The organism is Mixta calida (assembly GCF_002953215.1).
In the GTDB taxonomy this organism is placed as follows: Bacteria; Pseudomonadota; Gammaproteobacteria; order Enterobacterales; family Enterobacteriaceae; genus Mixta; species Mixta calida.
In genome coordinates this window covers 4,266,775-4,288,942 of the sequence record NZ_CP026378.1, presented here as the reverse complement: position 1 = coordinate 4,288,942, position 22,168 = coordinate 4,266,775, and the positions used below count along the sequence as shown (strand labels likewise).

General features: G+C 53.4%; 20 protein-coding genes. 7 read left to right on the top strand and 13 right to left on the bottom strand.

The features are described from left to right. Nucleotides 1-41: 41 nt before the first annotated feature. Genes recG through gmk form a run of 5 tightly spaced genes read right to left on the bottom strand, consistent with a single transcriptional unit; the run spans nucleotide 42 to nucleotide 5,903 of the window. Complete coding sequence (gene recG, locus C2E16_RS20385; protein WP_038629180.1) at nucleotides 42-2,123, bottom strand: ATP-dependent DNA helicase RecG; 2,082 nt, start codon at nucleotides 2,121-2,123, stop codon at nucleotides 42-44. Continuing rightward, nucleotides 2,120-2,815, bottom strand: coding sequence for a tRNA (guanosine(18)-2'-O)-methyltransferase TrmH (gene trmH / locus C2E16_RS20380; protein WP_084969887.1), 696 nt, complete (start codon nucleotides 2,813-2,815; stop codon nucleotides 2,120-2,122). The genes recG and trmH overlap by 4 nt, the downstream gene beginning before the upstream one ends. Before the next feature lie 3 nt (nucleotides 2,816-2,818). Beyond that, entirely contained in the window at nucleotides 2,819-4,930 is a 2,112-nt protein-coding gene (gene spoT / locus C2E16_RS20375) for a bifunctional GTP diphosphokinase/guanosine-3',5'-bis pyrophosphate 3'-pyrophosphohydrolase (RefSeq protein WP_038629175.1), read from the bottom strand. A gap of 19 nt (nucleotides 4,931-4,949) precedes the next feature. After that, entirely contained in the window at nucleotides 4,950-5,225 is a 276-nt protein-coding gene (gene rpoZ / locus C2E16_RS20370) for a DNA-directed RNA polymerase subunit omega (RefSeq protein WP_038629173.1), read from the bottom strand. 54 nt (nucleotides 5,226-5,279) lie between these two features. Next, the gene (gmk, locus tag C2E16_RS20365; protein ID WP_038629171.1) at nucleotides 5,280-5,903 is read right to left on the bottom strand and encodes a guanylate kinase; all 624 of its coding nucleotides are present in this window, start codon (nucleotides 5,901-5,903) and stop codon (nucleotides 5,280-5,282) included. 251 nt (nucleotides 5,904-6,154) lie between these two features. On the opposite strand from gmk, the gene ligB reads away from it, so the two are divergent. Beyond that, a complete protein-coding gene (ligB, locus tag C2E16_RS20360) occupies nucleotides 6,155-7,906 on the top strand; it encodes an NAD-dependent DNA ligase LigB (protein WP_084969888.1) in 1,752 nt (583 codons plus the stop codon). Here ligB and C2E16_RS20355 read toward each other — a convergent pair. From C2E16_RS20355 to C2E16_RS20335, 5 genes are all read right to left on the bottom strand, one after another. Continuing rightward, a complete protein-coding gene (locus C2E16_RS20355) occupies nucleotides 7,881-8,498 on the bottom strand; it encodes a trimeric intracellular cation channel family protein (RefSeq protein ID WP_084969889.1) in 618 nt (205 codons plus the stop codon). The two genes, ligB and C2E16_RS20355, sit on opposite strands and share 26 nt — an antisense overlap. 211 nt (nucleotides 8,499-8,709) lie before the next feature. After that, complete coding sequence (locus C2E16_RS20350; protein WP_052133974.1) at nucleotides 8,710-10,200, bottom strand: MOP flippase family protein; 1,491 nt, start codon at nucleotides 10,198-10,200, stop codon at nucleotides 8,710-8,712. A gap of 79 nt (nucleotides 10,201-10,279) precedes the next feature. Beyond that, nucleotides 10,280-10,555 carry a bacteriocin immunity protein gene (locus tag C2E16_RS20345; protein ID WP_038629166.1) on the bottom strand — a complete coding sequence of 92 codons (276 nt, stop codon included), beginning with the start codon at nucleotides 10,553-10,555 and terminating at the stop codon, nucleotides 10,280-10,282. 454 nt (nucleotides 10,556-11,009) lie between these two features. Further along, the gene (locus tag C2E16_RS20340) at nucleotides 11,010-11,405 is read right to left on the bottom strand and encodes a polyketide cyclase (protein ID WP_084969890.1); all 396 of its coding nucleotides are present in this window, start codon (nucleotides 11,403-11,405) and stop codon (nucleotides 11,010-11,012) included. A 254-nt stretch (nucleotides 11,406-11,659) separates the two neighbouring features. After that, nucleotides 11,660-12,523, bottom strand: coding sequence for a YicC/YloC family endoribonuclease (locus C2E16_RS20335; protein ID WP_038629162.1), 864 nt, complete (start codon nucleotides 12,521-12,523; stop codon nucleotides 11,660-11,662). A 724-nt stretch (nucleotides 12,524-13,247) separates the two neighbouring features. On the opposite strand from C2E16_RS20335, the gene C2E16_RS20330 reads away from it, so the two are divergent. The 6 genes from C2E16_RS20330 to pyrE all read left to right on the top strand — a co-directional run bounded on the left by C2E16_RS20330 (nucleotide 13,248) and on the right by pyrE (nucleotide 19,568). Next, nucleotides 13,248-14,963, top strand: coding sequence for a lysophospholipid acyltransferase family protein (locus tag C2E16_RS20330; RefSeq protein WP_104951614.1), 1,716 nt, complete (start codon nucleotides 13,248-13,250; stop codon nucleotides 14,961-14,963). A 121-nt stretch (nucleotides 14,964-15,084) separates the two neighbouring features. Then, entirely contained in the window at nucleotides 15,085-16,008 is a 924-nt protein-coding gene (locus C2E16_RS20325) for an HlyD family secretion protein (protein ID WP_244555246.1), read from the top strand. Next, nucleotides 16,001-16,924 (top strand): ABC transporter ATP-binding protein, encoded by a 924-nt coding sequence (locus C2E16_RS20320; RefSeq protein WP_104951613.1) that lies wholly within the window; start codon nucleotides 16,001-16,003, stop codon nucleotides 16,922-16,924. Before C2E16_RS20325 ends, C2E16_RS20320 begins: the two co-directional genes overlap by 8 nt. After that, the gene (locus C2E16_RS20315) at nucleotides 16,902-18,044 is read left to right on the top strand and encodes an ABC transporter permease (protein ID WP_038629160.1); all 1,143 of its coding nucleotides are present in this window, start codon (nucleotides 16,902-16,904) and stop codon (nucleotides 18,042-18,044) included. Before C2E16_RS20320 ends, C2E16_RS20315 begins: the two co-directional genes overlap by 23 nt. Nucleotides 18,045-18,151: 107 nt before the next feature. Further along, complete coding sequence (gene rph, locus C2E16_RS20310) at nucleotides 18,152-18,868, top strand: ribonuclease PH (protein WP_038629158.1); 717 nt, start codon at nucleotides 18,152-18,154, stop codon at nucleotides 18,866-18,868. Nucleotides 18,869-18,926: 58 nt separating this feature from the next. Beyond that, complete coding sequence (gene pyrE / locus C2E16_RS20305) at nucleotides 18,927-19,568, top strand: orotate phosphoribosyltransferase (protein ID WP_038629156.1); 642 nt, start codon at nucleotides 18,927-18,929, stop codon at nucleotides 19,566-19,568. Nucleotides 19,569-19,618: 50 nt separating this feature from the next. Here pyrE and slmA read toward each other — a convergent pair whose 3' ends face one another. The 3 genes from slmA to coaBC form a co-directional block, all read right to left on the bottom strand. Further along, the gene (gene slmA / locus C2E16_RS20300; protein WP_038629154.1) at nucleotides 19,619-20,215 is read right to left on the bottom strand and encodes a nucleoid occlusion factor SlmA; all 597 of its coding nucleotides are present in this window, start codon (nucleotides 20,213-20,215) and stop codon (nucleotides 19,619-19,621) included. A gap of 121 nt (nucleotides 20,216-20,336) precedes the next feature. Continuing rightward, nucleotides 20,337-20,795, bottom strand: a complete 459-nt coding sequence (gene dut / locus C2E16_RS20295; protein ID WP_038629151.1) for a dUTP diphosphatase — start codon at nucleotides 20,793-20,795, stop codon at nucleotides 20,337-20,339. Continuing rightward, on the bottom strand, nucleotides 20,773-21,987 hold the full coding sequence (coaBC, locus tag C2E16_RS20290) for a bifunctional phosphopantothenoylcysteine decarboxylase/phosphopantothenate--cysteine ligase CoaBC (protein WP_038629147.1): 1,215 nt from the start codon (nucleotides 21,985-21,987) through the stop codon (nucleotides 20,773-20,775). The genes dut and coaBC overlap by 23 nt, the downstream gene beginning before the upstream one ends. Nucleotides 21,988-22,168 lie beyond the last annotated feature (181 nt).

Sequence of the window (22,168 nt, the reverse complement as noted above, 5' to 3'; positions counted from 1 at the left end):
GCTTTATTTATTCTGGATCAGAAAAGAGGAACGGCCCGGTATCAGGCGTTAGTATAGCGGTCGGTTTCCGGCAGCCAGCGTTCAATCAGCGCCTGCGCCTGTTCTGGATAGTGCTGGTGGATATGGCGTGCAATTCGCTGCACATCGGGGATAAGCGCCTGATCACGCAGCAGATCGGCGACCTTAAATTCCGCGTTGCCGGTTTGCCGGGTACCGAGCAGTTCGCCAGGGCCGCGGATTTCCAGATCGCACTGGGCGATAACGAAACCGTCGTTGCTGTCACGCAGCACCTGTAAACGTTTCTGAGCCGTTTTGCTCAGCGGCGATTTATAGAGCAATACGCAGTGCGAGGCGACGGCGCCGCGCCCTACACGTCCGCGCAGCTGGTGAAGCTGGGCCAGGCCAAGACGTTCCGGGTTCTCGATAATCATCAGGCTGGCGTTTGGCACATCCACGCCGACTTCAATAACGGTGGTCGCCACCAGCAGCTGCAATTCGCCCTGTTTAAAGGCCTGCATGACATCCTGTTTTTCCTGCGGTTTCATTCGGCCATGCACCAGGCCGACCCGCAGATCGGGCAGCGCCAGCTTGAGTTCTTCCCAGGTTGCTTCCGCCGCCTGCGCTTCCAGCAGATCGGACTCTTCAATCAGGGTGCATACCCAGTAGGCCTGACGGCCTTCTGTTTGACAGGCGCGCTTAACGCGCTCGATAATCTCCGCCCGGCGCGTATCGGGTATGGCAACGGTCGTTACCGGCGTACGTCCCGGCGGCAATTCGTCAATTACAGAGGTGTCGAGATCGGCATAGGCGGTCATCGCCAGCGTACGCGGGATCGGCGTCGCGGTCATAATGAGCTGGTGCGGATGAAACCCTTGCTCCTCGCCTTTTTCCCACAGCGCCAGCCGTTGATGAACGCCGAAGCGGTGCTGTTCATCAATAATCACCAGCGCCAGGCCGTTAAACTGCACCTGTTCCTGAAAAATGGCGTGCGTGCCGACGACCATTGACACCTGACCGCTGGCGATCGCTTCCTGCTGCGCCAGGCGCGCCTTGCCTTTCTGCTTACCGGCCAGCCAGCCGACTTCCAGTCCCAGCGGCGCAAACCACTGACGGAAATTATTGGCATGCTGCTCGGCCAGCAGTTCGGTCGGCGCCATCAGCGCAACCTGCTTGCCGTGGGCGATAACATGCAGCGCCGCCAGCGCCGCAACCAGCGTTTTGCCTGACCCGACGTCGCCCTGTACCAGACGCATCATCGGGTAATCATTGGCGAGATCCTGTTCGATCTCTTTCACTACCCGCTGTTGCGCGGCGGTAGGCTTAAACGGCAGCGCTGCCAGCAGCTTGTCGCTAAGCTGGTGGCGTGGCGGCATCGGCAGCGCATGATAACGCTGGGCGCCAGCGCGTACCGCCAGCATACTCAGGTTATGCGCCAGCAGTTCTTCCAGAATCAATCGTCGCTGTGCCGGATGACGTCCGCTCTCCAGATCCGCCAGCTGCATATCCGGCGGCGGACGATGCAGCGTCCGTAACGCGTCAGGCAGGCTAAGCAGGCCGCCGCGCAGTTCGTCGGGAAGCAGTTCGGCAATCGGGCAGCTATCAAGCAGCTTCAGCGCCTGATCGGTAAGATTGCGCAGCGTCGCCTGACGGATGCCTTCCGTGGTGGGATAAACCGGCGTCAGGGTTTCCTGCAATTCAGTGACGCTGTGCTCGCCCTGAATACGGTATTCAGGATGGATGATTTCCGCGCCGCGCTGCCCACGCTTGATTTCACCGTAGGCGGTAACGCGCGCGCCGGGCGCCAGGCCGTTTTTCATGCCGGCGTTGAAGTTGAAGAAACGCAGCGTCGCCACACCTGTACCATCGCTGATCTGGCTTACCAGCATGCGACGACGGCCAAAGGTGACGTCGGTGTGCAGTACTTCGCCTTCGATGGTCGCCCAGATGCCGGGCAGCAGATCGTTGATAGGATAAAGCTGGGTGCGATCTTCATAACGCAACGGCAGATGCAACAGCAAATCCTGCACGGTATGCAGTCCAATCTTTGCCAGCTTCCCTGCCTGGCTTGCGCCAACGCCGGAAAGCGTGCTTAACGGAACGGCATCCAGCAGGCGGCCCTTCATCGCTTCCCCGTCGCCTGCATGGCGGCCCACCAGTCGTCGTCGGCAATGACTTCGCCGTCATCATCGATTTCAGGGTAGGGCAGCTTTTTCTGTTTCGCGACGCGCGCCAGTACGGGATACCCGCCTTCAAACAGCAGGCGCTGTTGTTCAGCATAAGCCAGCGTGCTGCTTTCACGTTTGTACATGCCGGCGTTCTGTCGCTGACGCTGTGCTTCATACAGGATCAGCGCGGAGGCGACGGAGACGTTGAGTGACTGCACCATGCCGACCATCGGAATAATGATGTCCTGGTCAGCCAGCGCCAGCGCTTCCTGCGTGATGCCGAATTTTTCCTGCCCCATCAGAATGCAGGTCGGACGCGTGTAATCAATCTCGCGAAAATCGACCGCTTTGGCGGAAAGATGGGTCGCGAGGATTTGCATATCCAGCTGCTTCAGGTGCGTTACCGCATCGGTAATGGTGCGGTGGGTTTTCACCTGCACCCAGCTGTTGCTGCCGGCGGCGGACGAGACGGCGGTACGCATGCGGCTGGCGGGCCAGACCGCATGGACTTCATGGACGCCCACCGCGTCCGCCGTACGGATAATGGCGGAAACGTTGTGGGGCTTGTGTACCTGCTCCATACACACGGTTAAATCATGCTGGCGCGCGGCCAGCATCTCGCGTATACGAGCAAAACGTTGAGCATTCATGCGTTAATTTCGGTTACGGTGAACTTTGATCACATCCGGCATGATGCGAATTTTGCGCATAATATTCGCCAGATGGATGCGGTCGCGCGCCGTCAGACGAATAAAGGTGCTGTAAACGCGACCGTCACGCTCTTCGGTGTTCAGACTCTGGATATTGGAACCGGCGGTATTGATCGCGGCGGTCAGGTTAGCCAGCGCACCCTGATGATTAAACATATCCACCTTGATCTCGGCGACGAACTCCTGCTCGGTCACTTTATCCCATTCCACCGCCATAAATTTCTCAGGCTCTTTCTGGTAGCCACGGATATTACGACAGGATTCGTGATGCACCACCAACCCTTTGCCGGGACTGACGTGCGCCACAATCGGGTCGCCTGGAATAGGACGGCAACATTTCGCAAAGGTAATCAACACGCCATCGGCGCCTTTAATCGGCAGCTTGCTGCGCGAAGCGGCGCTGGCGGATGTGCCTCCCGCCATATCCTGTAGCAGGTTTTTCGCGACGACCACGCTCATGGCGTTGCCAAGACCGATTTCCGCCAGCAGATCGTCCAGCGACGCCAGCTTCATGCGATCCAGCTCTTGCTCAATGCTCGCCTGCGGAATTTCCGCCAGCTTGCGGCTGCCGCCGAGCGCATGATTAAGCAGACGACGGCCCAGGCTAACCGAATCTTCGCGCTTGAGGTTTTTCAACAGCTGACGAATTTTGGCGCGCGCCTTCGAGCTGACGACAAAGTTCAGCCAGGCGGCGTTAGGCCGCGCGCCCGGCGCGGTGATAATTTCCACCGTCTGGCCGCTGGCCAATGGCTGCGACAGAGGATACGGCTGACGGTCAACGCGCGCGCCGACGCAGGCATGACCGATATCGGTATGCACCGCATAGGCGAAATCGACCGGCGTAGCGCCAGCCGGCAGTTCGACAATACGCCCTTCCGGTGTAAAAACGTAAATCTCATCCGGGAACAGATCGGATTTTACGCTTTCAATAAATTCAAAGGAGCTGCCGGCGCTTTGTTGCAGTTCCAGCAGGCTTTGCAGCCAGCGCTGGGCGCGGATCTGCGCCGTGGTGCCGCTTTCGCCCTGTTCTTTATAAGCCCAGTGCGCCGCGACGCCCATCTCCGCCATCTGATCCATATCTTCGGTACGGATCTGCACCTCGACCGGCACGCCGTGCGGACCGATCATCGAAGTGTGAAGCGACTGATAGCCGTTCGCTTTCGGGATAGCGATATAATCCTTTACCCGGCCCGGACGCGGCTTATAGAGGCTGTGCATCTGGCCAAGAACGCGATAGCAGGTATCTACATCGCGGACGATCACGCGAAAAGCGTAGATATCCATAATCGAGTGGAAACGCTGCTCTTTGAGGTGCATTTTGCAGTAAATGGAATAGAGGTGCTTTTCGCGCCCGAAAACGCGACAGGGAATCCCCGCTTCCTGCAAACGACCTTCAATCTCCGCGAGAATTTTTTGGATCATCTCCTTACGGTTACCGCGCGCGGCTTTCACCACTTCTTTAATAACGCGATAACGGTTGGGATAGAGCGCTTCAAAACCCAGCTCTTCCAGCTCGGTTTTCAAATGATGGATGCCGAGACGGTGCGCCAGCGGACTGTAGATTTCCAGCGTTTCGCGCGCGATGCGCCGCCGTTTATCCGGCCGCAGCGAACCCAGCGTGCGCATGTTGTGCGTACGGTCGGCAAGCTTGATCAGGATGACGCGAATGTCCTGCACCATCGCCATGATCATTTTGCGGAAGTTTTCCGCCTGCGCCTCTTTCTTGTCACGAAACTTCAGCTTATCCAGTTTGGATACGCCTTCAACCAGCTCGGCGACGCTTTTGCCGAACAGCTGTTCCATGTCCTGATAGGTGGCGGGCGTGTCTTCGATCACATCATGCAGCAGCGCGGCCATGAGGGTTTCATAGTCGAGCTTCATTTCCGCCAGAATACAAGCGACGGCGACGGGATGCGTGATATAAGGCTCGCCGCTGGAACGTGTCTGTCCCTCGTGGGCATCACGTGCGACAAGATAAGCTTGCTTGAGGCGCTTAATCTGCTCCTCAGGCAAGTATTTAACAATCAACTGATTGAGACTTTCGAAAAGATACAAGGGCGAGCCTTCCGGCTAATTAACGACGGCCTTCAGCGATAGCGGTCACGGCCTGCAATTCGGCGGCTTCCTGCTCCTGCTGTTCCTGACGCTCACGTACATCGAGGATCTGATTGGTGATCAGGCCTTCTTCGATCTCACGCAGGGCGATAACGGTCGGTTTGTCGTTCTCTTCCGGTACCAGCGGATCTTTACCGTTCACCTGCATCTGACGTGCGCGACGTGCAGCGACCAGAACCAGGTCAAAACGGTTACCAATTTTCTCTACTGCGTCCTGAACGGTTACGCGTGCCATAAATGTGTTACTCCACAGGTGAAGAAATGACTGGGCATGATACTGAATGTGACTTCAGTCTGCCAATAGTTTGCTGATTAAAGCATCATGGCGGGCTTTTTGACGGCCCATACGCAGACGCTCGGCGCGAATGATGGTTTTCAGATCGGACAGCGCCAGGTCGAAATCATCATTCACAATTAAATAATCGTACTCGGCGTAGTGGCTCATCTCCGCGACGGCCTGAGCCATACGACGGGCAATGACCTCTTCGCTGTCCTGGCCGCGGCCGCGCAGGCGGCGGTCCAGTTCCTCTTTCGAGGGCGGCAGGACGAAGATGCTGCGCGCGCTGGGCATTTTTTGCCGAATCTGCTGCGCGCCCTGCCAGTCAATGTCCAGAAACACGTCGACGCCGGTAGCCAGCACCTGTTCAATCGCCGCGCGAGAGGTGCCGTAATAGTTGCCGAACACTTCAGCATGCTCAAGGAAAGCATCCTGCTCAATCATCGATTCAAATTCTTGTTTTGAAACGAAATAATAATGCTCGCCGTGCTGTTCGCCTGGGCGCACGCCGCGTGTCGTATGCGAAATGGATACCTGCGTATCGTATAACGGCTGCGTTTTCAGCATAGCCTGAATCAGGCTGGATTTACCTGCGCCGCTGGGAGCGGAAATAATATAAAGCGTGCCTTGAGCCATGATAGTTCTTGAAGTGTGTAAAAGAGCGGAGTCTGTTTCCTGCACAGTATACACGGCTTGCCGCCGCCATGCAGCGTTTGCGCCGTTACGCTGCGGTTTTTCTTCTTTTCAGGAAAAAATGCCGCATAAGATGCACTGCCTTGCATCGTTTGCACTAAAAATTTGCGTGACGCTTTCCCGTTCGCCGCATTCCTGCTCGCCGGTCGCCAGGCAATAGCGTTTACTGACAGTGCTGAAAACAAGGAGGCGTTATGTCAGGAAGGGAAGCTCTATGGCTGCTGTGGCTGTTCGCAGGCGCGGCTCAGGCGCTTTGTCCGCGCTGGGCGCCCGCTCGCGCAGCGGAAGAGATGGCGCATTTACAGCAGCAGCTGCGCAGCTGGGATAGCGCTTATTACAATGATGGCGAAACGCTGATTGATGATGCGCTTTATGACGGCCTGCAGCGCCGCCTGCAACGGTGGCAACACTGTTTCCAGCCTGCCGCTGAGCCGGATAGATCGGTCTGGACGCGCAGCGGCGTTATGGATCATCCCGTCGCGCATACCGGCGTAAAAAAATTGCCGGATAAACTGGCGGTGGCTTACTGGATGCAGGGGAAAAAGTCTTTATGGCTGCAACCGAAAGTAGACGGCGTCGCGGTGACGCTGGTTTACCGTCAGGGAAAGTTGGCTGCGCTGATCAGCCGCGGCGACGGCGCGAAAGGGCAGAACTGGTTGAATAAAGCGCCTTATATTCCCGCGCTGCCGCAGGAGATTGACGATAAACGGCCGCAGCTGATTTTGCAGGGCGAACTGTTTTTGGCGGTGAACGATCATCAGCAATCGCTACATGGGAGTAAGAATGCGCGCGCGCAGGTTGCCGGCGCGTTAATGCGCCAGTTGCCCTCGCCGATCCTGTCTCAGTTGGGCATTTTCATCTGGGCGTGGCCGGATGGCCCGGAAACAATGGCGATGCGGCAAAAGGCGCTTAAGCGGCTGGGGTTTGGCTTATCCGGCGACTGGACGCGGCCGGTATCAGATGAAGAGGATGTCGCTCGCTGGCGTAACCATTGGTTTCGCTCCCCCTTGCCTTTTGTTACGGATGGGGTGGTGATTCATCAGGACAAACGCTCAACGGGTAAACAGTGGCTGCCGGGCAGCAGTGAAGAGAGCGCAGCCTGGAAATATACGCCGCCGGTTATCAGCAGCGAAGTGCAGTCCGTTGAATTTCCAGTAGGCCGTACAGGTAAAATTGCCGTAGTGCTTAACGTCGCCCCGGTACAGCTGGATGATAAAACCGTGCGGCGGGTCAGTCTGGGGTCTTTGGCGCGCTGGCAGGCGCTGGATATCGTGCCCGGCGATCAGGTGGCTATTGGGTTGGCGGGACAGGGCATTCCCCGCTTTGAACACGTGGTCTGGCGGGTGGTTCAGCGCGATCGGCCCGTAGCGCCCGATCCGCAGCAATACCACAGCCTGAGCTGCTTCTATTACAGCACGGATTGCCGCAAACAGTTTATCTCCCGTTTAAGCTGGATGAGTCGAAAAAACGTACTTGATTTGCCCGGCATTCAACGCAGCACATGGCTGCGCCTGCTCCAGCAGCCCGGCTTCACGCATATTTTTTCATGGATGACGATGAGCGCCGATCGGCTTTCCACAATCACGGGGATCACGCCGCAGCGTGCGCAGCAGATCGTTCATCATTTTAATCTGGCGCAGCGCCAGCCTCTGCGACGCTGGGTAAAGGCGCTGGGCGCGCCGATACCGGAAGCGGCGCTGTTGGCCTTGCCGGATAGCAGTTGGACGGCGTTGCTGGCGCGTGATGCTCACGACTGGCAACAACTGCCGGGCATTGGCGTCACGTTAGCGGAGAGAATCGAAAACTGGCTGCGGGATAAAGAGGTCAGAGAACTGATTGCATTTATTCAGCAGCAGCAGGCGGCGTCCGGTTCGGCTATAAATACCCCGACAACCACACGCCCCGCCGTACAGCCTGCAATTAATGTTCTGGATGCGGATAATTGAAAATGGGCAGCCCAAGCCGAAAACGCAGCGCCAGCAGGCGCGATAAAAAGCCAAACAGCAATGTAATTATGATGACCGTTTCATGGGAGAGCGGTGTTTTTAGCAGCAGGATATAGAGCCAGCCCGCGGCAAAAGCGATACCGGCGTACAGCTCTTTCTGAAATACCAGCGGAATGCGGTTGCAGAACATATCGCGCAGAACGCCGCCGAAGACACCGGTGATGACCGCGCTGATCGCCGCGATAACAGCAGCATGTCCCATATCCAGCGCGACCTGAGCGCCAATAATAGAGAAGACCACCAGGCCCAGCGCATCCAGCACCAGGAAGACTTTGCGCAGATGGGTCATCAGAGGAGCGACAACGGTGGTAATGACCGCTGCCGCGGCAACGATCATAATGTACTCAGGATGTTTTACCCAACCGAGCGGATAGTGTCCTAGTAGCATATCGCGCACCGAGCCGCCGCCGATGGCCGTTACCGAGGCGATAATAATGACGCCAAACAGATCCATTTTACGTCGGCCAGCCGCGAGCGCGCCGGTCATCGCTTCGGCAGTAATGCCTATGATATAGAGTACAGTCAGTAACATAGCTAGCTCCAGGAAAACGGTGGCAAGCCTACAGCGCTTCCCTGAATGTAGACGAGTGAAAATTTCTAAGGCATCCGCTTACGGATTAGTTCTTTTTATGCGAAGCGGTGATAATCCAGTAAAAAGAGAGCATAAAAAAAGCGTGCTGTAGCAGCACGCTTAATAAAATACCCTGGTACGGGTACTTTTCCACCCATAAACAGCTTTATTATTATATCAATGTATTTTCGCTTTCCAGCGTCACTTTCGGACGCGCTTTGCTTTGTACGATCTGCTTTAACTCCAGCACTAAAGGTTCGCGGCTGCTAAGCATCATTAACCCCCACACCAGCGCGCCGGCAGAAATTTGTATCGCCAACGCTGCGGAAGCGGGCATCACATCTTCCAACACAAAGCCAAGCGCGTAGCTAATCCAGAGTGTCGGCAATGCCATACGCAGCGGCATCCATTGGCTGACAATGTATTCTTTGCCGCTCGCGCCCAGGATAGGGCGAATCAGCACAAAGTAGTTCATTAATACCGTTAAGGCCTGCAAGGCGGTGAAACCGATAGTCGCGCCCATCAGCCCGCCCCATTCCGCGCCCAGCCAGACAGCCGGTACTGAGAGTATCAGGCGGATCGCATTCAGTCTGGAACTGATATCCACGGTGCCTTTTGCCATGACCAGAGCGCCGACAGGGTTGTTAATGGCGCGCATAATGCCGGCAACGCATAAGATTTGTAGCACCGGTGTAATAAACAACCAGCGTTCGCCAAAAACACTCAATACCAGATTATGCGCGACGCCAATCATGCCCAGCAGCGCAACGAAGTTCAGCAGGCTCATGATAGACAGCATTTTATAAAAGTTATGACGTAAACGCGGCCGGTCATCCTGCATCTGAGCGAACGCCGGAAACAAGACGCGCGTCAAAATAGGGTTGATTTTAGCGGGCGGCATGACGGCCAGGTTGAACGCCAGGTTATAACCGCCGGTGGCTACCGCGCCCAATAGCCGGGAAAGCAGCATAGTGGGCATATTCATGCTGAGCTGATTGATCAAGCTGTCTGCGGTAAGATAACCGCCGTAGCGTAAGTTGCTGCTCACGCTTTTCAGTTCAAAGACAAACTGTGGCCGATAGATCTCACGGCCGTAATAGCAAAACAGCAGCATACGCACAGAGATCATTGTGAGATAACCCCAGATAGCGCAAAGCGCAGAGGGATAAAACAGCGCTGAAAGCAGCGTAACGGCAAAGCCTGCCAGCGCCGCTATCACTTCCGTTCGGCCAATCTGAGTAAAGGCGAGCTCTTTCTGCAATAAAGCACGAAACTGTTGACCCTGAGGAATGATAATAAAGGCCACGGAAAGCGCCTGAATAAGTTCGCTCAGTTGCGGTTGATGTAATAAAGCACTAATAAAATCGCTGCTGCAATAAACCAGCAGGAAAATTACTGCGCCAATAATAATATTCAACCAGTATAAAGTGGAAAGTTCTGTCTCCGACATATCTTTACGTTGTATGACTGAATTGGATAAACCAAAATCAGAAAGCGTATCTACCAACGTCAAAATAACCAGAGAAATAGTCAATAATCCAAATTCTTTTGGATCAATCATTCTGGCAAGCAAGGCCAGTTGTAAAATGCCAAGGCCAATCGTCATAACTGACGAAACGGCTGACCATTTAGCGCCATTGAGCGCCTTCTGCCTTAAACTCATAATGTGCTCTTAATGGTAAATGCCATTGAATAGGTTATAAAAACCCATATTTTTATTATTATGGTTTATGGGTTTTTTATTATATTGAAAGTGAGGCTTTTTGATTTCGAAAACCAGGGAGGCCATGTTGCTCACGCCAGCTTTTGATCACATCGACCATGCTTTGCGGAGTGGTAATATTAAAATCCTGCGGGTAACAGATAAGATCGGTACCCGCAGGATGACCCGCTAATAAAACAAATTCCATTGCTGCTTTTAACAACCCTTCGGTTGTTTCAAAATCAGCAATCAATATTTTACTTGCAAACTCAGTAAATTCTTGCTCAGTAAATTCTTGCAGAGATGTGCGTTCCATAGAATGTTCCTGGAATGTCTGATTATTAGAAATTGCTGTGTGCAGGGAGATTTATAGCTTTTTTTGATGAAAGAAACACCATAAGAAATATCTGAAATTAATGTTCGAGAAATAAATGGTTGTATAAATCTGAATTGGTTTCATTAAGAAACCAATCAAAACATCGTTACCTTTAAAGTTTCATTTGGTGGGAATGAGTTATCAGAATAGATTTATTGAGTATCTTATTGTTTTAAAGGTGTTTTTTCGTTAGGTGCTTAAGATTTTTCCCGGAAAGAACAGATTAACATCTTTGCAGGTTTATGGTGCCGTAACGCATAGAGAGTTAATTAAAGAGGAGGGCGATAAAGCAGGATTATTTTTCACAGAGCCAACGAAATTTGCGTTAGCGTGAAAAAGCTGCGGGGGAGAGATGCCGATAAGGTTCTTTTCCCCTCCGCAACAAAGCTTACTGTCAGCTTGTCACTAACCGATGCAGTTTCTGCAGGTCCTGCTCGATTAACGACAGCTCCTGCTGGAATTTTTCGTCTGTGGTAAAGGGCTGACGGAAAAGCGTAAGCAGTACCTGCGCGCCTTCCTGATTAGGCACAATGCGCATCGGCATATATATCTCTTTACCGAAACCGTTATCCAGCCAGTGGTCCATTACTCCAAACGCATTATGTTCAGTAAAACGAACCTTGATTGCGCCGTCTGGTCCCTGAGCTTTCCAGATGCTGCCTTCTGGCTGAAGAGGTGATTCGCCAATTGCCGATACCCATTTCGTGAAAAACTCTGGTTTCCAGACAGTTTCATAAAGATCTAACCAGTGACGCATAATGGTCAAACTGAGCGTGTGTGACGGCAACATATTCCCTCCGTTAAGAAACTTCAGTGCCTTAAGCAGTGTACAACGCCCGTGGGAAAGGGGCAGACAAGACTGACGTTTTTCAACCGTTGCGTTAACGGCAAGGTACGCTGGCGGCGTTGTCGTCATGGATATAACAACGCCGACGCGTTAAAAATTGCAAGAAAGAGAGGGGAAGGCGCCGGAGAAGGACATTATAAAAAAGCCCGCCAGAGGCGGGCTGCACAGGTTTACGCTTGCGGTAAGGCCATGCGCGGTTATTCAATATTCTGAATCTGCTCGCGCATCTGCTCAATCAGCACCTTTAGCTCAATCGCCGAGGCGGTGATATCTGCATTGATCGATTTCGATGCCAGCGTGTTCGATTCACGGTTGAATTCTTGCATCATAAAGTCGAGACGGCGGCCAACGGCCTCCTTCTTCTTCAGGATGTTGTACGTCTCTTTAACATGCGCTTCCAGGCGATCGAGCTCCTCGGCAACGTCGATGCGTTGCGCCATCATCAACAATTCCTGTTCGACACGATTATTGTCCAGCTGTATCTCCGCCTCTTCAAGCCTGGTCACCAGCCGCTCGCGCTGCCATTTCAGGACTTCCGGCATCCAGGCGCGAACCTTCTGCACTTCGGCGCTGACGCCTTCAAGGCGCTGTTCAATCATGGTTTTCAATGCGGCGCCTTCGCTTTCACGCGCGGTGATGAAATCATCGATCGCCAGTTCCAGCGCGGCCAGCAGCTCGACGTTGATAGCGTCCAGATCCTGCTCCTGCGCGGACATCACGCCCGGCCAGCGTAAAATATCAACCGGATCGATTTCGCCATTCGCGTTTTGCTGCTTCACCCACTGCGCGGCTTCCAGCAGCTGCTTCGCCAGCGGTTGATTAAGGATCAACGCGCTTTGCGCGCCCGGATCGGCGTCAAAACGTAAGTTACATTCAATCTTTCCGCGCGTCAGGCGATTACGCAGACGTTCACGAATAACCGGTTCCAGACTGCGGAATTGCTCCGGCAGGCGGATGTAAGTTTCAAGATAGCGCTGGTTCACGGAACGTAGCTCCCAGGCTGCGCTGCCCCATTCGCCTTTGGTTTCACGCCGGGCGTAGGCGGTCATGCTGCGGATCATTGTGCGTACCCGTATTCAGGAAAGATGGGGAGATTATAGCGATGCCGCCTCTCCGTTAACAGGTTTAAGCGTCGATTGCGCCAGGGACATGAAAAGCGGTTTATGGCGGAAATTATTAAGCTGCTATCAGGTTTTGATAGCATTAGAAACATCTTATTAGGCAAACGGCGGAAATGAGGCGTTGTCGATGGACAAGCTTATTTTTCGTCATGCTTATTTAGCCAGACAGGCAATTGCAGGTTGCCCGAATGGGGCGCATTCACCGATGAAGGCCTGGCTATAGCCGGTGCTATCCGACGATATTGCCTAAAAACGTGAACGTTAAGTAAAAATTGGCGCCGCCATTTATTCGCCGGGCAAGCTGTATTCATTTCGCCAGAAAAAAGGAGTTATTAATTTTTTGTGGTTGCCTATTAAAGGAAAAAATTAATAGTATCTTAAATAGCAACCATCATACAGTCGAAGTAAGCAGACTTTCCTCTGCATCGATAATAACTCCTGATTAACTGTGATGTTGCTGGCTAGTCAGTAACATAGGCAGTGTCGGCGGATACGATAATTTTATCTGGCCGGTATGTTGATTTATTAAAGAGGAAAGATATTCTCTCGCTTCGGCTGGGGCAGTCGTCTGTTCTGGCAGTAGGGAACAGACGGTTTTTAATGTGAGAGCCGCATCTGCACAGGATGACTATTAAAAAACTCACAAGAAAGCTAAGGTGATGACATGGATGTTGTTAATAAGTTGTTAGTAGAGTTCTTTCCGGATAAGAAAATACCTGGATGGCAGAAAAGCTTATTCAGGTGGGCAATAGGAAAAGATAAGATTGATGCTTATACGGATAGGGTATCAGACAAGCAGGGTATTGATTGGATTGAAAATTTTACAGAAATACTTGCGTTTCGCTTCAATGTCCACTGCGACGACTATGACAATATACCGGCGCAGGGTCCGACTATTCTCTTCTCAAATCATCCTACCGTTATTGACGGCATCGCCTTGATTTCGTCAGTGGCAAAAGTCAGGAAAGATATCAAGGTAGTGGCTAATCATGTTATTCCATTATTGTTGCCTCAAATTGAAGCGCTGACTATCGGCATCAGAAATATGCAAGGGAAAATAGCGGTAAGTCAGTATAAAGAGATGAGCAAGCATCTGGAAAGCGGCGGCGTGCTGATTATTTTTCCGGCGGGAAAGCTGGCTGGCATCAATCCTGTCGGGTTAAAAGAGTTTCCCTGGCATCCTGGATTTCTGCAATTAGCTAAAAAAACGCATGCTACTCTGGTGCCGGTATATATCAGAGGATTTAACAGCTTACGTTATTATCTCACCGCCATTGTCTGGCGTCCTCTCTCTAATCTGATGATACTGCGCGAATGTCTTCGGCATCGTGGGGGAAAGCTGCACATTAAAATTGGTCGGCAGATTGACCTCGCCAGAATCGACTGTGAAAAAAAACAGTTAGCCGTTGTTGCCGCATCTTTTCAGCAGCATGTACAGCAAATGGCAACAGATAAGCCGCCTGTATTACCACTCGCCGCGCCGCTGGCACCGCCGGAAAACCGCAGCTTGTTGAATGCCGCGCTAAGCCAGTGCGAACGATTAAAGCAACTTGCTGACGGGAAAAGCGTGCTGCTTTATCGCTATCATGGCGAAGGTTATTCGCCGGTGCTGCGTGAGCTTGGCCGCCTGCGAGAGATATCTTTTCGGGCGATAGGCGCAGGAACGGGCAAGAAATATGATAACGACCGCTACGATGATGATTATTACCACATTATTTTATGGGATCCCGCCCGGCTTGAAATTGCCGGCGCCTATCGATTTGTCTTTGCTGGCGAACAAATTGGCAGGCATGGCCTGGAAGGGCTTTACAGCCATAGCCTGTTCCGTTATCAACCTGAGGCGCTGGCCGTTATCAGCCAAAGTATTGAGATTGGACGCGGATTTATACAAAAACAGTATCAAAAAACCCATGCGCTGGACGAACTCTGGAAGGGAATTTTTCACGTTGCGCTAAGGCATAAGGCTTACAAATACCTTATTGGCGTTTTAACCATTCCCCGAAGTTATTCACCCTACGTGCAAAAGCTGATGGTTGGGTTTTATCAGGCCTACCTCTCCTCAGATGAAATCTTATGCGCGCCCGAGAAAAGATATGGGGTAAATAAGAACGAGATTCTGCATTTTTTTAGCGGCGATAATTTTCAGCAAGACTGGTGCAGGCTGAACCACCTGCTGCGTGATAAGGGTTATGAACTGCCGTGGCCCTATAAGCAGGCGGTTAAATGGTACAGCGAAGGCGGGTCTAAAATAATAGCCTTCGTTGAAGATAGCACGTTTAATTCCATTGCCGGCCTGAATTTTTGCGAAATCAATAAGCTAAATAAAATGTACTGTCGGCGTTATTTACCCCAAAAGATACTGCCTGTGGAGCAGATATAGAATCCTGTAATGTATTAACAGAAATAAGTTAAGTGTTAATGACTTTCGACGGTGCGCGCATCGTGTTTGGGATATATGAATAATGCTGATAGCCAGAAGTTTATATTTATTGGCGATAATAATGGGCCTCTCAGGCTGTGACGGCTCCGGCTCTTTTACGCTGCCAGGCTATACCTACGGAGAATTTACCTATCTGTCGCGGCCTTTTACGGACAAAGTCGAACAGTTGTTTGTCGCTAAAGGTGAGTCTGTAAAAAAGGGGCAAAAGCTGGCGCAGATGGAGACTTTTTTAGCGGAGAACGCGCTACGGGTCGCTGAGGAGAATGTTCAGGCGGAGCGGGCGCTGCTGCGAAATTTACAAAGGGGAGAGCGGCCTGAGGGCATTGAGATGATCGAGGCGCAGCTTGAACGGGCAAAATCGGCCGCCAGCGTGGCGAAAAGTCAGCTTGACAGGAAAAAGCGCCTGTATAGCGAAAAAATGATTTCAGTTGCGGAGTGGGAGGCTACGAAAGGGGAGTATGCGCAGAAAAATGCGCAGGTAAAAGAGCTACAGCATCAGCTGGCGTTGAAAAGGCTGCCAGCGCGACAGGCGGAAATTACTCATCAACGTTCCCGTGTTCAGGCGGCAACGCTTCAGCGTGATAAAGCCGCCTGGGAGCTGCAGCAAAGGCTATTGACGGCGCCGCTGGACGGCGTGGTGTATGACATTTTATATCAGCCCGGCGAAATGCCTGCGGCCAGCAAGCCGATTATCAGCCTGCTTGCGCCGGAGAATATCAAAGTACGTTTTTACGTGCCGCAAAAACGGCTGGGTGAGATCCGCCACGGAACCCGGGTTAACATAATCTGTGACGGCTGCAAACGCGCGCTTTCCGGTCACGTTCGCTATATCAGCCCGCAGGCAGAGTTTTCTCCGCCGGTGATCTACAGCACCCGGCGACGGGAAAAGCTGCTGTTTATGGCGGAGGCGGTACCGGTAAAAGCGGATGCGCCCTTCCTTAAAACAGGACAGCCCGTTAACGTTGAGCTCGTTGCTGATGAATGAAAACTGTATCGAAGTCTGTAAGCTCAATAAACGCTTCGGCGAAAACCATGTCGTAAAAGACTTTTCTCTTACTGTGAGAAAAGGGGAGATTTACGGTTTTCTTGGACCGAACGGCAGCGGAAAAACGACGTCGATTCGTATGATGTGCGGTTTAATTACGCCCGACTCCGGCAGCGGCCACTGCCTGAATATGGATATCTTTACGCAGCGCGAAAAGATTAAAAAACATATAGGCTATATGACGCAGCATTTTTCAATGTGGGGCAGCCTCTCCATCCGCGAAAACCTGTTGTTTATCGCACGTATTTATAACCTGGACCGATATCGACAGCGCGTTGACCGCACCCTGGCAGAGCTGGGCCTGATCTCCCGTCAGCATCAGCTGGCGAAGTTTCTTTCCGGCGGATGGAAACAGCGTATGGCGCTGGCGGCCTGTATGCTGCATCAACCTTCCCTGCTTTTTCTGGATGAGCCGACCGCCGGCGTTGACCCTAAAGCGCGTCGTGAGTTTTGGCAGGTACTGCACCAGCTGTCTGATCAGGGCATATCGATTCTGGTCAGTACCCACTATATGGATGAGGCTGAGCGCTGCCACCGGGTCGCCTACCTCTCTTACGGCAACCTGCTGGCCAGCGGAAGCGTGCGGTCGATTATCGAGGCGCAGCAGCTTATCACCTTCAAAATAAGCGGCAGCAGGCTGACTGCGTTGGAAAGTGAGCTGTTGAATCTTCCCGGTATTGAACAGACGGTAATATTCGGCAATAGCCTGTTTGTTACCTCAAATGACGAAAGCCTGTTAAGCGCTATCGTCTCGAAGCATGTTCCTTCCGACTATCACGTTTGCAGAGTTGAAACCAACCTGGAAGACGCCTTTACCTGGCTGATGAAAAACAATGCTAAAGAAAATACGCGTTAACTTTTCCCTGTTACGCTGGCTTGGCGTAGTGATAAAAGAAATTCACGAACTGCGTCGGGACAGGATCAGCATCGCTATGGTGGTGGTAACGCCGCTGCTGCAGCTCACCATACTTGGCTATGCCGTCAATATGGATGCGCGCAATATTCCTGCCGCGCTGATTAACTACGATACCGAGCGTTTAAGTCAGGTTTTTGTCTCGGCAGCGCAAAATACCGGCTACTTTTCAATGATGCCTGTGGCTTCGGAAAAAGAGGCGCGGTCCGCGTTTGTACGCGGCGAAGTCATTTTTATCGTGACCATTCCGCAAGGGTTTACGCAAAAAATGTTGCGCGGCGAAAAGCCGCAGATCCTGCTACAAGGCGATGCTATCGATCCCTTAACCATAGGCAACGCGCTGAGCGCCATTACACAGGCGTCAAAAACCCTGTTTCAGCATGCGCTGCCGCCAGCGCTGCGCAGCGAGATAAGCGCGGACGATTTTGAGTTGGTGATCCATCGTATGTTTAATCCCGAGGGGATTACGCAGTACAATACCATACCGGGTATTATCGGCTCGATACTCAGCACCACATTGATCCTTATGACCGCGCTTGCCATTACCCGGGAGCGGGAAAGCGGCGCGATAGAAAATCTGCTGATTTCCCCGCTGACCAGTCTGGAAGTGATTACCGGCAAGATTATTCCCTATGTATTAATCGGCATTTTTCAGTCTGTCCTGATCCTGCTTTGCGCAGTGTTTCTGTTTCACATCCCGTTATTGGGCAACGTTTTTCTGCTTTTTAGCGTGCTGATGGTTTACGTTTTTCTCTGCTTATCAATTGGCATCACTATTTCAAGCGTGGCGCAGAATCAGCTGCAGGCGCTGCAAATGTCTTCTTTCTATTTTATTCCTTCCGTCATGCTTTCCGGTTTTATCAGCCCGTTTATCAGCATGCCCGTCTGGGCCCAGTGGTTGGGCTCCTGCCTGCCGCTAACCTACTTTATCCGTCTGATTAAAGGCATTATGCTGAAAGGCTATACGTTTGCGGAGCTGTTGCCCGATCTGCTGCCGCTGGGCGGCCTGGCGGTAATAGTGATGACGGTGGCGCTCGCTTCCTACCGTAAAACGCTGGACTAATGCCGCGTCCCCGGTTTTTCTGAGACAAAGCGGGGAAAGGGCCGGTAGGCAGAGCAGGCTGAAGACCGTATAATGCGCAGCCAATATTAGCAAGCCGGAGAAAAACCATGCGTCCAGCAGGCCGTCTCACACAGCAGGTGCGTCCCGTCACCCTGACCCGTCACTACACCAAACATGCAGAAGGTTCTGTCCTGGTTGAATTCGGCGATACCAAAGTGCTTTGCACCGCCACCGTAGAAGAGGGCGTGCCGCGCTTCCTGAAAGGTCAGGGACAGGGCTGGATTACCGCCGAATATGGCATGCTGCCGCGCTCTACTCACAGCCGCAACGCGCGTGAAGCCGCAAAAGGCAAGCAGGGCGGCCGCACGCTGGAAATCCAGCGCCTGATCGCACGTTCGCTGCGCGCGGCGGTTGACCTGAAGGCGCTGGGCGAATTCACCATTACGCTGGATTGCGATGTATTACAGGCCGATGGCGGCACCCGTACCGCTTCGATTACCGGCGCGTGCGTGGCGCTGGCGGATGCGCTTAATGCGCTGGTCGCAGCAGGCAAGCTGGCTAAAAATCCGATGAAGGGCATGGTCGCGGCGATTTCCGTCGGCATCGTTAACGGCGAAGCGGTATGCGATCTGGAATATGTAGAAGATTCCGCTGCCGAAACGGATATGAATGTGGTGATGCTGGAGGATGGCCGCATGATCGAAGTGCAGGGCACCGCAGAAGGCGAGCCGTTCAGCCACGAAGAACTGTTAACGCTGCTGGCGTTGGCGCGAGGCGGCATTGATACCCTGATCCAGGCGCAGAAAGCGGCGCTGAACAACTGATTATTTCAGGCGACCAGAGAGTCGCCTTTTTTATATCTGATTTTTGAGGAGAGCAAAGATGAAAGCCTGGCAGCGTGATTTTATTGAGTTTGCTTTAAACAAGCAGGTACTGAAATTTGGCGAATTTACTCTGAAGTCGGGGCGCAAAAGCCCTTATTTCTTCAATGCAGGCCTGTTTAACACCGGGCGCGACCTGGCGTTGCTGGGGCGCTTTTACGCACAGGCGCTGGTTGATTCCGGCGTTGACTTCGATTTGCTGTTCGGCCCGGCGTATAAAGGCATTCCGATCGCCACTACTACCGCCGTTGCGCTTGCTGACCACCACCAGCGCGACGTGCCTTACTGCTTTAACCGTAAGGAAGCGAAGGATCACGGCGAAGGCGGCCTGCTGGTCGGCAGCCCGCTGGAAGGGCGCGTGATGCTGGTCGACGATGTGATTACCGCTGGCACCGCCATCCGTGAATCGATGGAAATTATCGCCGCCAACGGCGCGCGTCTGGCTGGCGTGCTGATTTCACTTGATCGTCAGGAGCGCGGACGCGGCGAGATTTCAGCGATTCAGGAAGTGGAGCGCGATTACCAGTGTCACGTCACTGCGATTATTACGCTAAGCGATCTGATTGAATATCTGGAAGAAAAACCGGAAATGGCTGACCATCTGGCGGCGGTGCGCGCCTACCGTAAAAACTACGGCATCTGATGTAAAGTCAGGACGCCGGGCAAAATCGCCGCCCGGCGTTTTCTGCACAGTTAGACCAGCTGCGCCGCCAGCAGCGGCCAGCGCGCTTCAAACTCCTGCGTTGGCTGATAGCGGAACTCGGAACGTACAAAGCGTGACAGCAACCCTTCGCAGAACGCCAGCAGCTGGCTGGCCAGCAGGGTTTCATCAGTGACAAAGCCTTCGCCCTCGCGCATTTTTCTTTCGCGCATCACCTGTCTCAGCTGCGCCTCAATACGTTCAAATAGCTGATTAATGCGGCCCTGTAAGCGATCCTGCTCAAACATCAACGCATGGCCGGTCAGAATACGCGTCAGGCCAGGATTGCGTTCGCCGAAGCCCAGAATGAGCTGCACGATCAGCCGCAGGCGCGTCATGGTCTCTTTTTCATCTTTCAGAATAGCGTTGATGCGGGTAATAAGGCTGTCTTCAATAAACTCGATTAGGCTGTCAAACATGCGCGTTTTGCTGGGAAAATGGCGGTAGAGCGCCGCTTCTGAAACGCCTACGGTGGCGGCCAGCTTGGCGGTGGTGATGCGTTGACTGCCGTCGCTGGATTCCAGCATCTGCGCCAGAGCCTGCAGGATTTCATCGCGACGATTCCTTTTCGCGCTCTTTTTTTCTGCCATGACGTTATAAACCCCTGAGATTTACCATAAACGGGCAAAGGCCCACGCAACATCCGTGAGAAGGCGACTCACGGTGCTGAAAAATAAAAAATTCGGGTTGTGGAGGGTGTTCGCTGTGCGTTTAATTCCGACCGGAGTGACCGAAACCGCCTTCGCCGCGCGTGCTGGCGTCGAAATCCTCAACCAGGTTGAATTCCGCCTGCACCACCGGCACAAAAACCAGTTGGGCGATGCGCTCGCCAGGCTGAATCGTAAAACTCTCCTGACTGCGATTCCACACGGAAACCATCAGCTGGCCCTGATAATCAGAATCAATCAGGCCAACCAGATTGCCCAGTACGATGCCGTGCTTATGGCCGAGACCGGAGCGCGGCAAAATCACCGCGGCCAGCGAAGGGTCGGCGATATGAATAGCCAGGCCGGTCGGCAGCAGCGTCGTTGCGCCCGACGCCAGCTCCTGCGGCGCATCAAGGCAGGCGCGTAAATCCAGACCTGCGGAACCAGAGGTAGCGTACGTCGGCAGCGGAAAATCTTTGCCGACGCGCGCATCAAGAATCTTAACGTCGATTTTTTTCATCATAACGGCTGACAATCTCGTCTAATAACTGCTGGCCAAGGAGCGTTTTGTCCGCAAGCGGCAAAACTTTCTCTCCCTCCTGCCAGAAAAGGTGAAGAGCATTGGTATCGCTGTTGAAACCTTGCCCGGATTTAGAAACATCGTTGGCGCAGATTAGGTCCAGATTTTTCCGCACACGTTTTTGTTGGGCGTATTCTTCCACATTACGGGTTTCAGCGGCAAACCCTACGACGTAAGGGCGTTGTTCGCGCATGGCGCCTACGCCGGCGACGATATCAGGGTTTTTTATCATCTTTAGTGTGATTTCATCACCCTGTTTTTTGATTTTTTCCGCCGCAATTTCCACCGCGCGGTAGTCTGCCACGGCTGCGCTGCCAATAAAAATGTTCTGCCGCGTAATTTGCGCCATGACCGCTTTTTCCATCTCCAGCGCGCTGGTGACGTCAATACGCGTCACTCCGGCAGGCGTCGGCAGCGAAACCGGGCCAGCGACCAGCGTGACGTTCGCGCCGCGGGCGGCGGCGGCGGCGGCAATCGCAAAGCCCATTTTGCCGGAGCTGTGATTCGTAACATAGCGCACCGGATCAAGCGCTTCGCGCGTCGGACCAGCTGTGATCATAATATTCAGATGTTGCAAATCGTTGACCGGCATTGACCAGGCGACAGCGCGATCGACAATCTCCAGTGGGTCGAGCATCCGTCCAGGCCCGACATCGCCGCACGCCTGGCTGCCGCTGTCCGGCCCCCAGAGCATGACGCCGCGTCCGGCGAGACGTTGTAGGTTTTCCTGGGTTGGAAGCGCGCGATACATCTGTTGGTTCATCGCCGGCACCACAGCCAGCGGCGCGGCGGTCGCCAGACAGAGCGTCGTCACCAGATCGTTGGCCATGCCCGCCGCTACGCGGGCGATAAGGTCTGCGGTGGCGGGCGCGAGAATCACCAGGTCGGCCCATTTGCCCAGTTCGATATGCCCCATCGCCGCTTCCGCCGCTGGGTCGAGCAGGTCGTCATAGACCGGGTAGCCGGAAACGGCCTGTAAGGTCAGCGGCGTAATAAAGGCTTTGGCGGCCTCCGTCATCACTACGCGCACTTCCGCGCCGCGATCGCGTAAACGCCGCACCAGCTCTGGCGTTTTGTACGCCGCAATACCGCCGCTTACGCCTAATACGATATGTTTCCCGGTTAATCCCATCATTTTTTACTCCTGCCCTTAATCGCCTTTGGCCATGCCAGGCGGTGACATCATCCGGCGATTTTACCACACTCTTCCCGTGGCGCCGTTTAGCATCCCGCCACCTTTGCGAGCCGTCCCGAAAAGTTAAGCACGTTTGGTAGCGTCTTTTACCCTGACCGGCGCAAAGTGGCGACCTGGCAAA

What these genes read in the sequence shown, in the direction of transcription:
- pyrE (WP_038629156.1), top strand. Translation starts at nt 18,927, where the DNA reads ATGAAAGCCTGGCAGCGTGATTTTATTGAGTTTGCTTTAAACAAGCAG.
- recG (WP_038629180.1), bottom strand. Translation starts at nt 2,123, where the DNA reads ATGAAGGGCCGCCTGCTGGATGCCGTTCCGTTAAGCACGCTTTCCGGC.
- C2E16_RS20320 (WP_104951613.1), top strand. Translation starts at nt 16,001, where the DNA reads ATGAATGAAAACTGTATCGAAGTCTGTAAGCTCAATAAACGCTTCGGC.
- coaBC (WP_038629147.1), bottom strand. Translation starts at nt 21,987, where the DNA reads ATGATGGGATTAACCGGGAAACATATCGTATTAGGCGTAAGCGGCGGT.
- dut (WP_038629151.1), bottom strand. Translation starts at nt 20,795, where the DNA reads ATGATGAAAAAAATCGACGTTAAGATTCTTGATGCGCGCGTCGGCAAA.
- C2E16_RS20340 (WP_084969890.1), bottom strand. Translation starts at nt 11,405, where the DNA reads ATGTTGCCGTCACACACGCTCAGTTTGACCATTATGCGTCACTGGTTA.
- trmH (WP_084969887.1), bottom strand. Translation starts at nt 2,815, where the DNA reads ATGAATGCTCAACGTTTTGCTCGTATACGCGAGATGCTGGCCGCGCGC.
- C2E16_RS20350 (WP_052133974.1), bottom strand. Translation starts at nt 10,200, where the DNA reads ATGAGTTTAAGGCAGAAGGCGCTCAATGGCGCTAAATGGTCAGCCGTT.
- C2E16_RS20330 (WP_104951614.1), top strand. Translation starts at nt 13,248, where the DNA reads ATGGATGTTGTTAATAAGTTGTTAGTAGAGTTCTTTCCGGATAAGAAA.
- gmk (WP_038629171.1), bottom strand. Translation starts at nt 5,903, where the DNA reads ATGGCTCAAGGCACGCTTTATATTATTTCCGCTCCCAGCGGCGCAGGT.
- C2E16_RS20355 (WP_084969889.1), bottom strand. Translation starts at nt 8,498, where the DNA reads ATGTTACTGACTGTACTCTATATCATAGGCATTACTGCCGAAGCGATG.
- C2E16_RS20345 (WP_038629166.1), bottom strand. Translation starts at nt 10,555, where the DNA reads ATGGAACGCACATCTCTGCAAGAATTTACTGAGCAAGAATTTACTGAG.
- C2E16_RS20335 (WP_038629162.1), bottom strand. Translation starts at nt 12,523, where the DNA reads ATGATCCGCAGCATGACCGCCTACGCCCGGCGTGAAACCAAAGGCGAA.
- C2E16_RS20315 (WP_038629160.1), top strand. Translation starts at nt 16,902, where the DNA reads ATGCTAAAGAAAATACGCGTTAACTTTTCCCTGTTACGCTGGCTTGGC.
- rpoZ (WP_038629173.1), bottom strand. Translation starts at nt 5,225, where the DNA reads ATGGCACGCGTAACCGTTCAGGACGCAGTAGAGAAAATTGGTAACCGT.
- rph (WP_038629158.1), top strand. Translation starts at nt 18,152, where the DNA reads ATGCGTCCAGCAGGCCGTCTCACACAGCAGGTGCGTCCCGTCACCCTG.
- ligB (WP_084969888.1), top strand. Translation starts at nt 6,155, where the DNA reads ATGTCAGGAAGGGAAGCTCTATGGCTGCTGTGGCTGTTCGCAGGCGCG.
- C2E16_RS20325 (WP_244555246.1), top strand. Translation starts at nt 15,085, where the DNA reads ATGGGCCTCTCAGGCTGTGACGGCTCCGGCTCTTTTACGCTGCCAGGC.
- slmA (WP_038629154.1), bottom strand. Translation starts at nt 20,215, where the DNA reads ATGGCAGAAAAAAAGAGCGCGAAAAGGAATCGTCGCGATGAAATCCTG.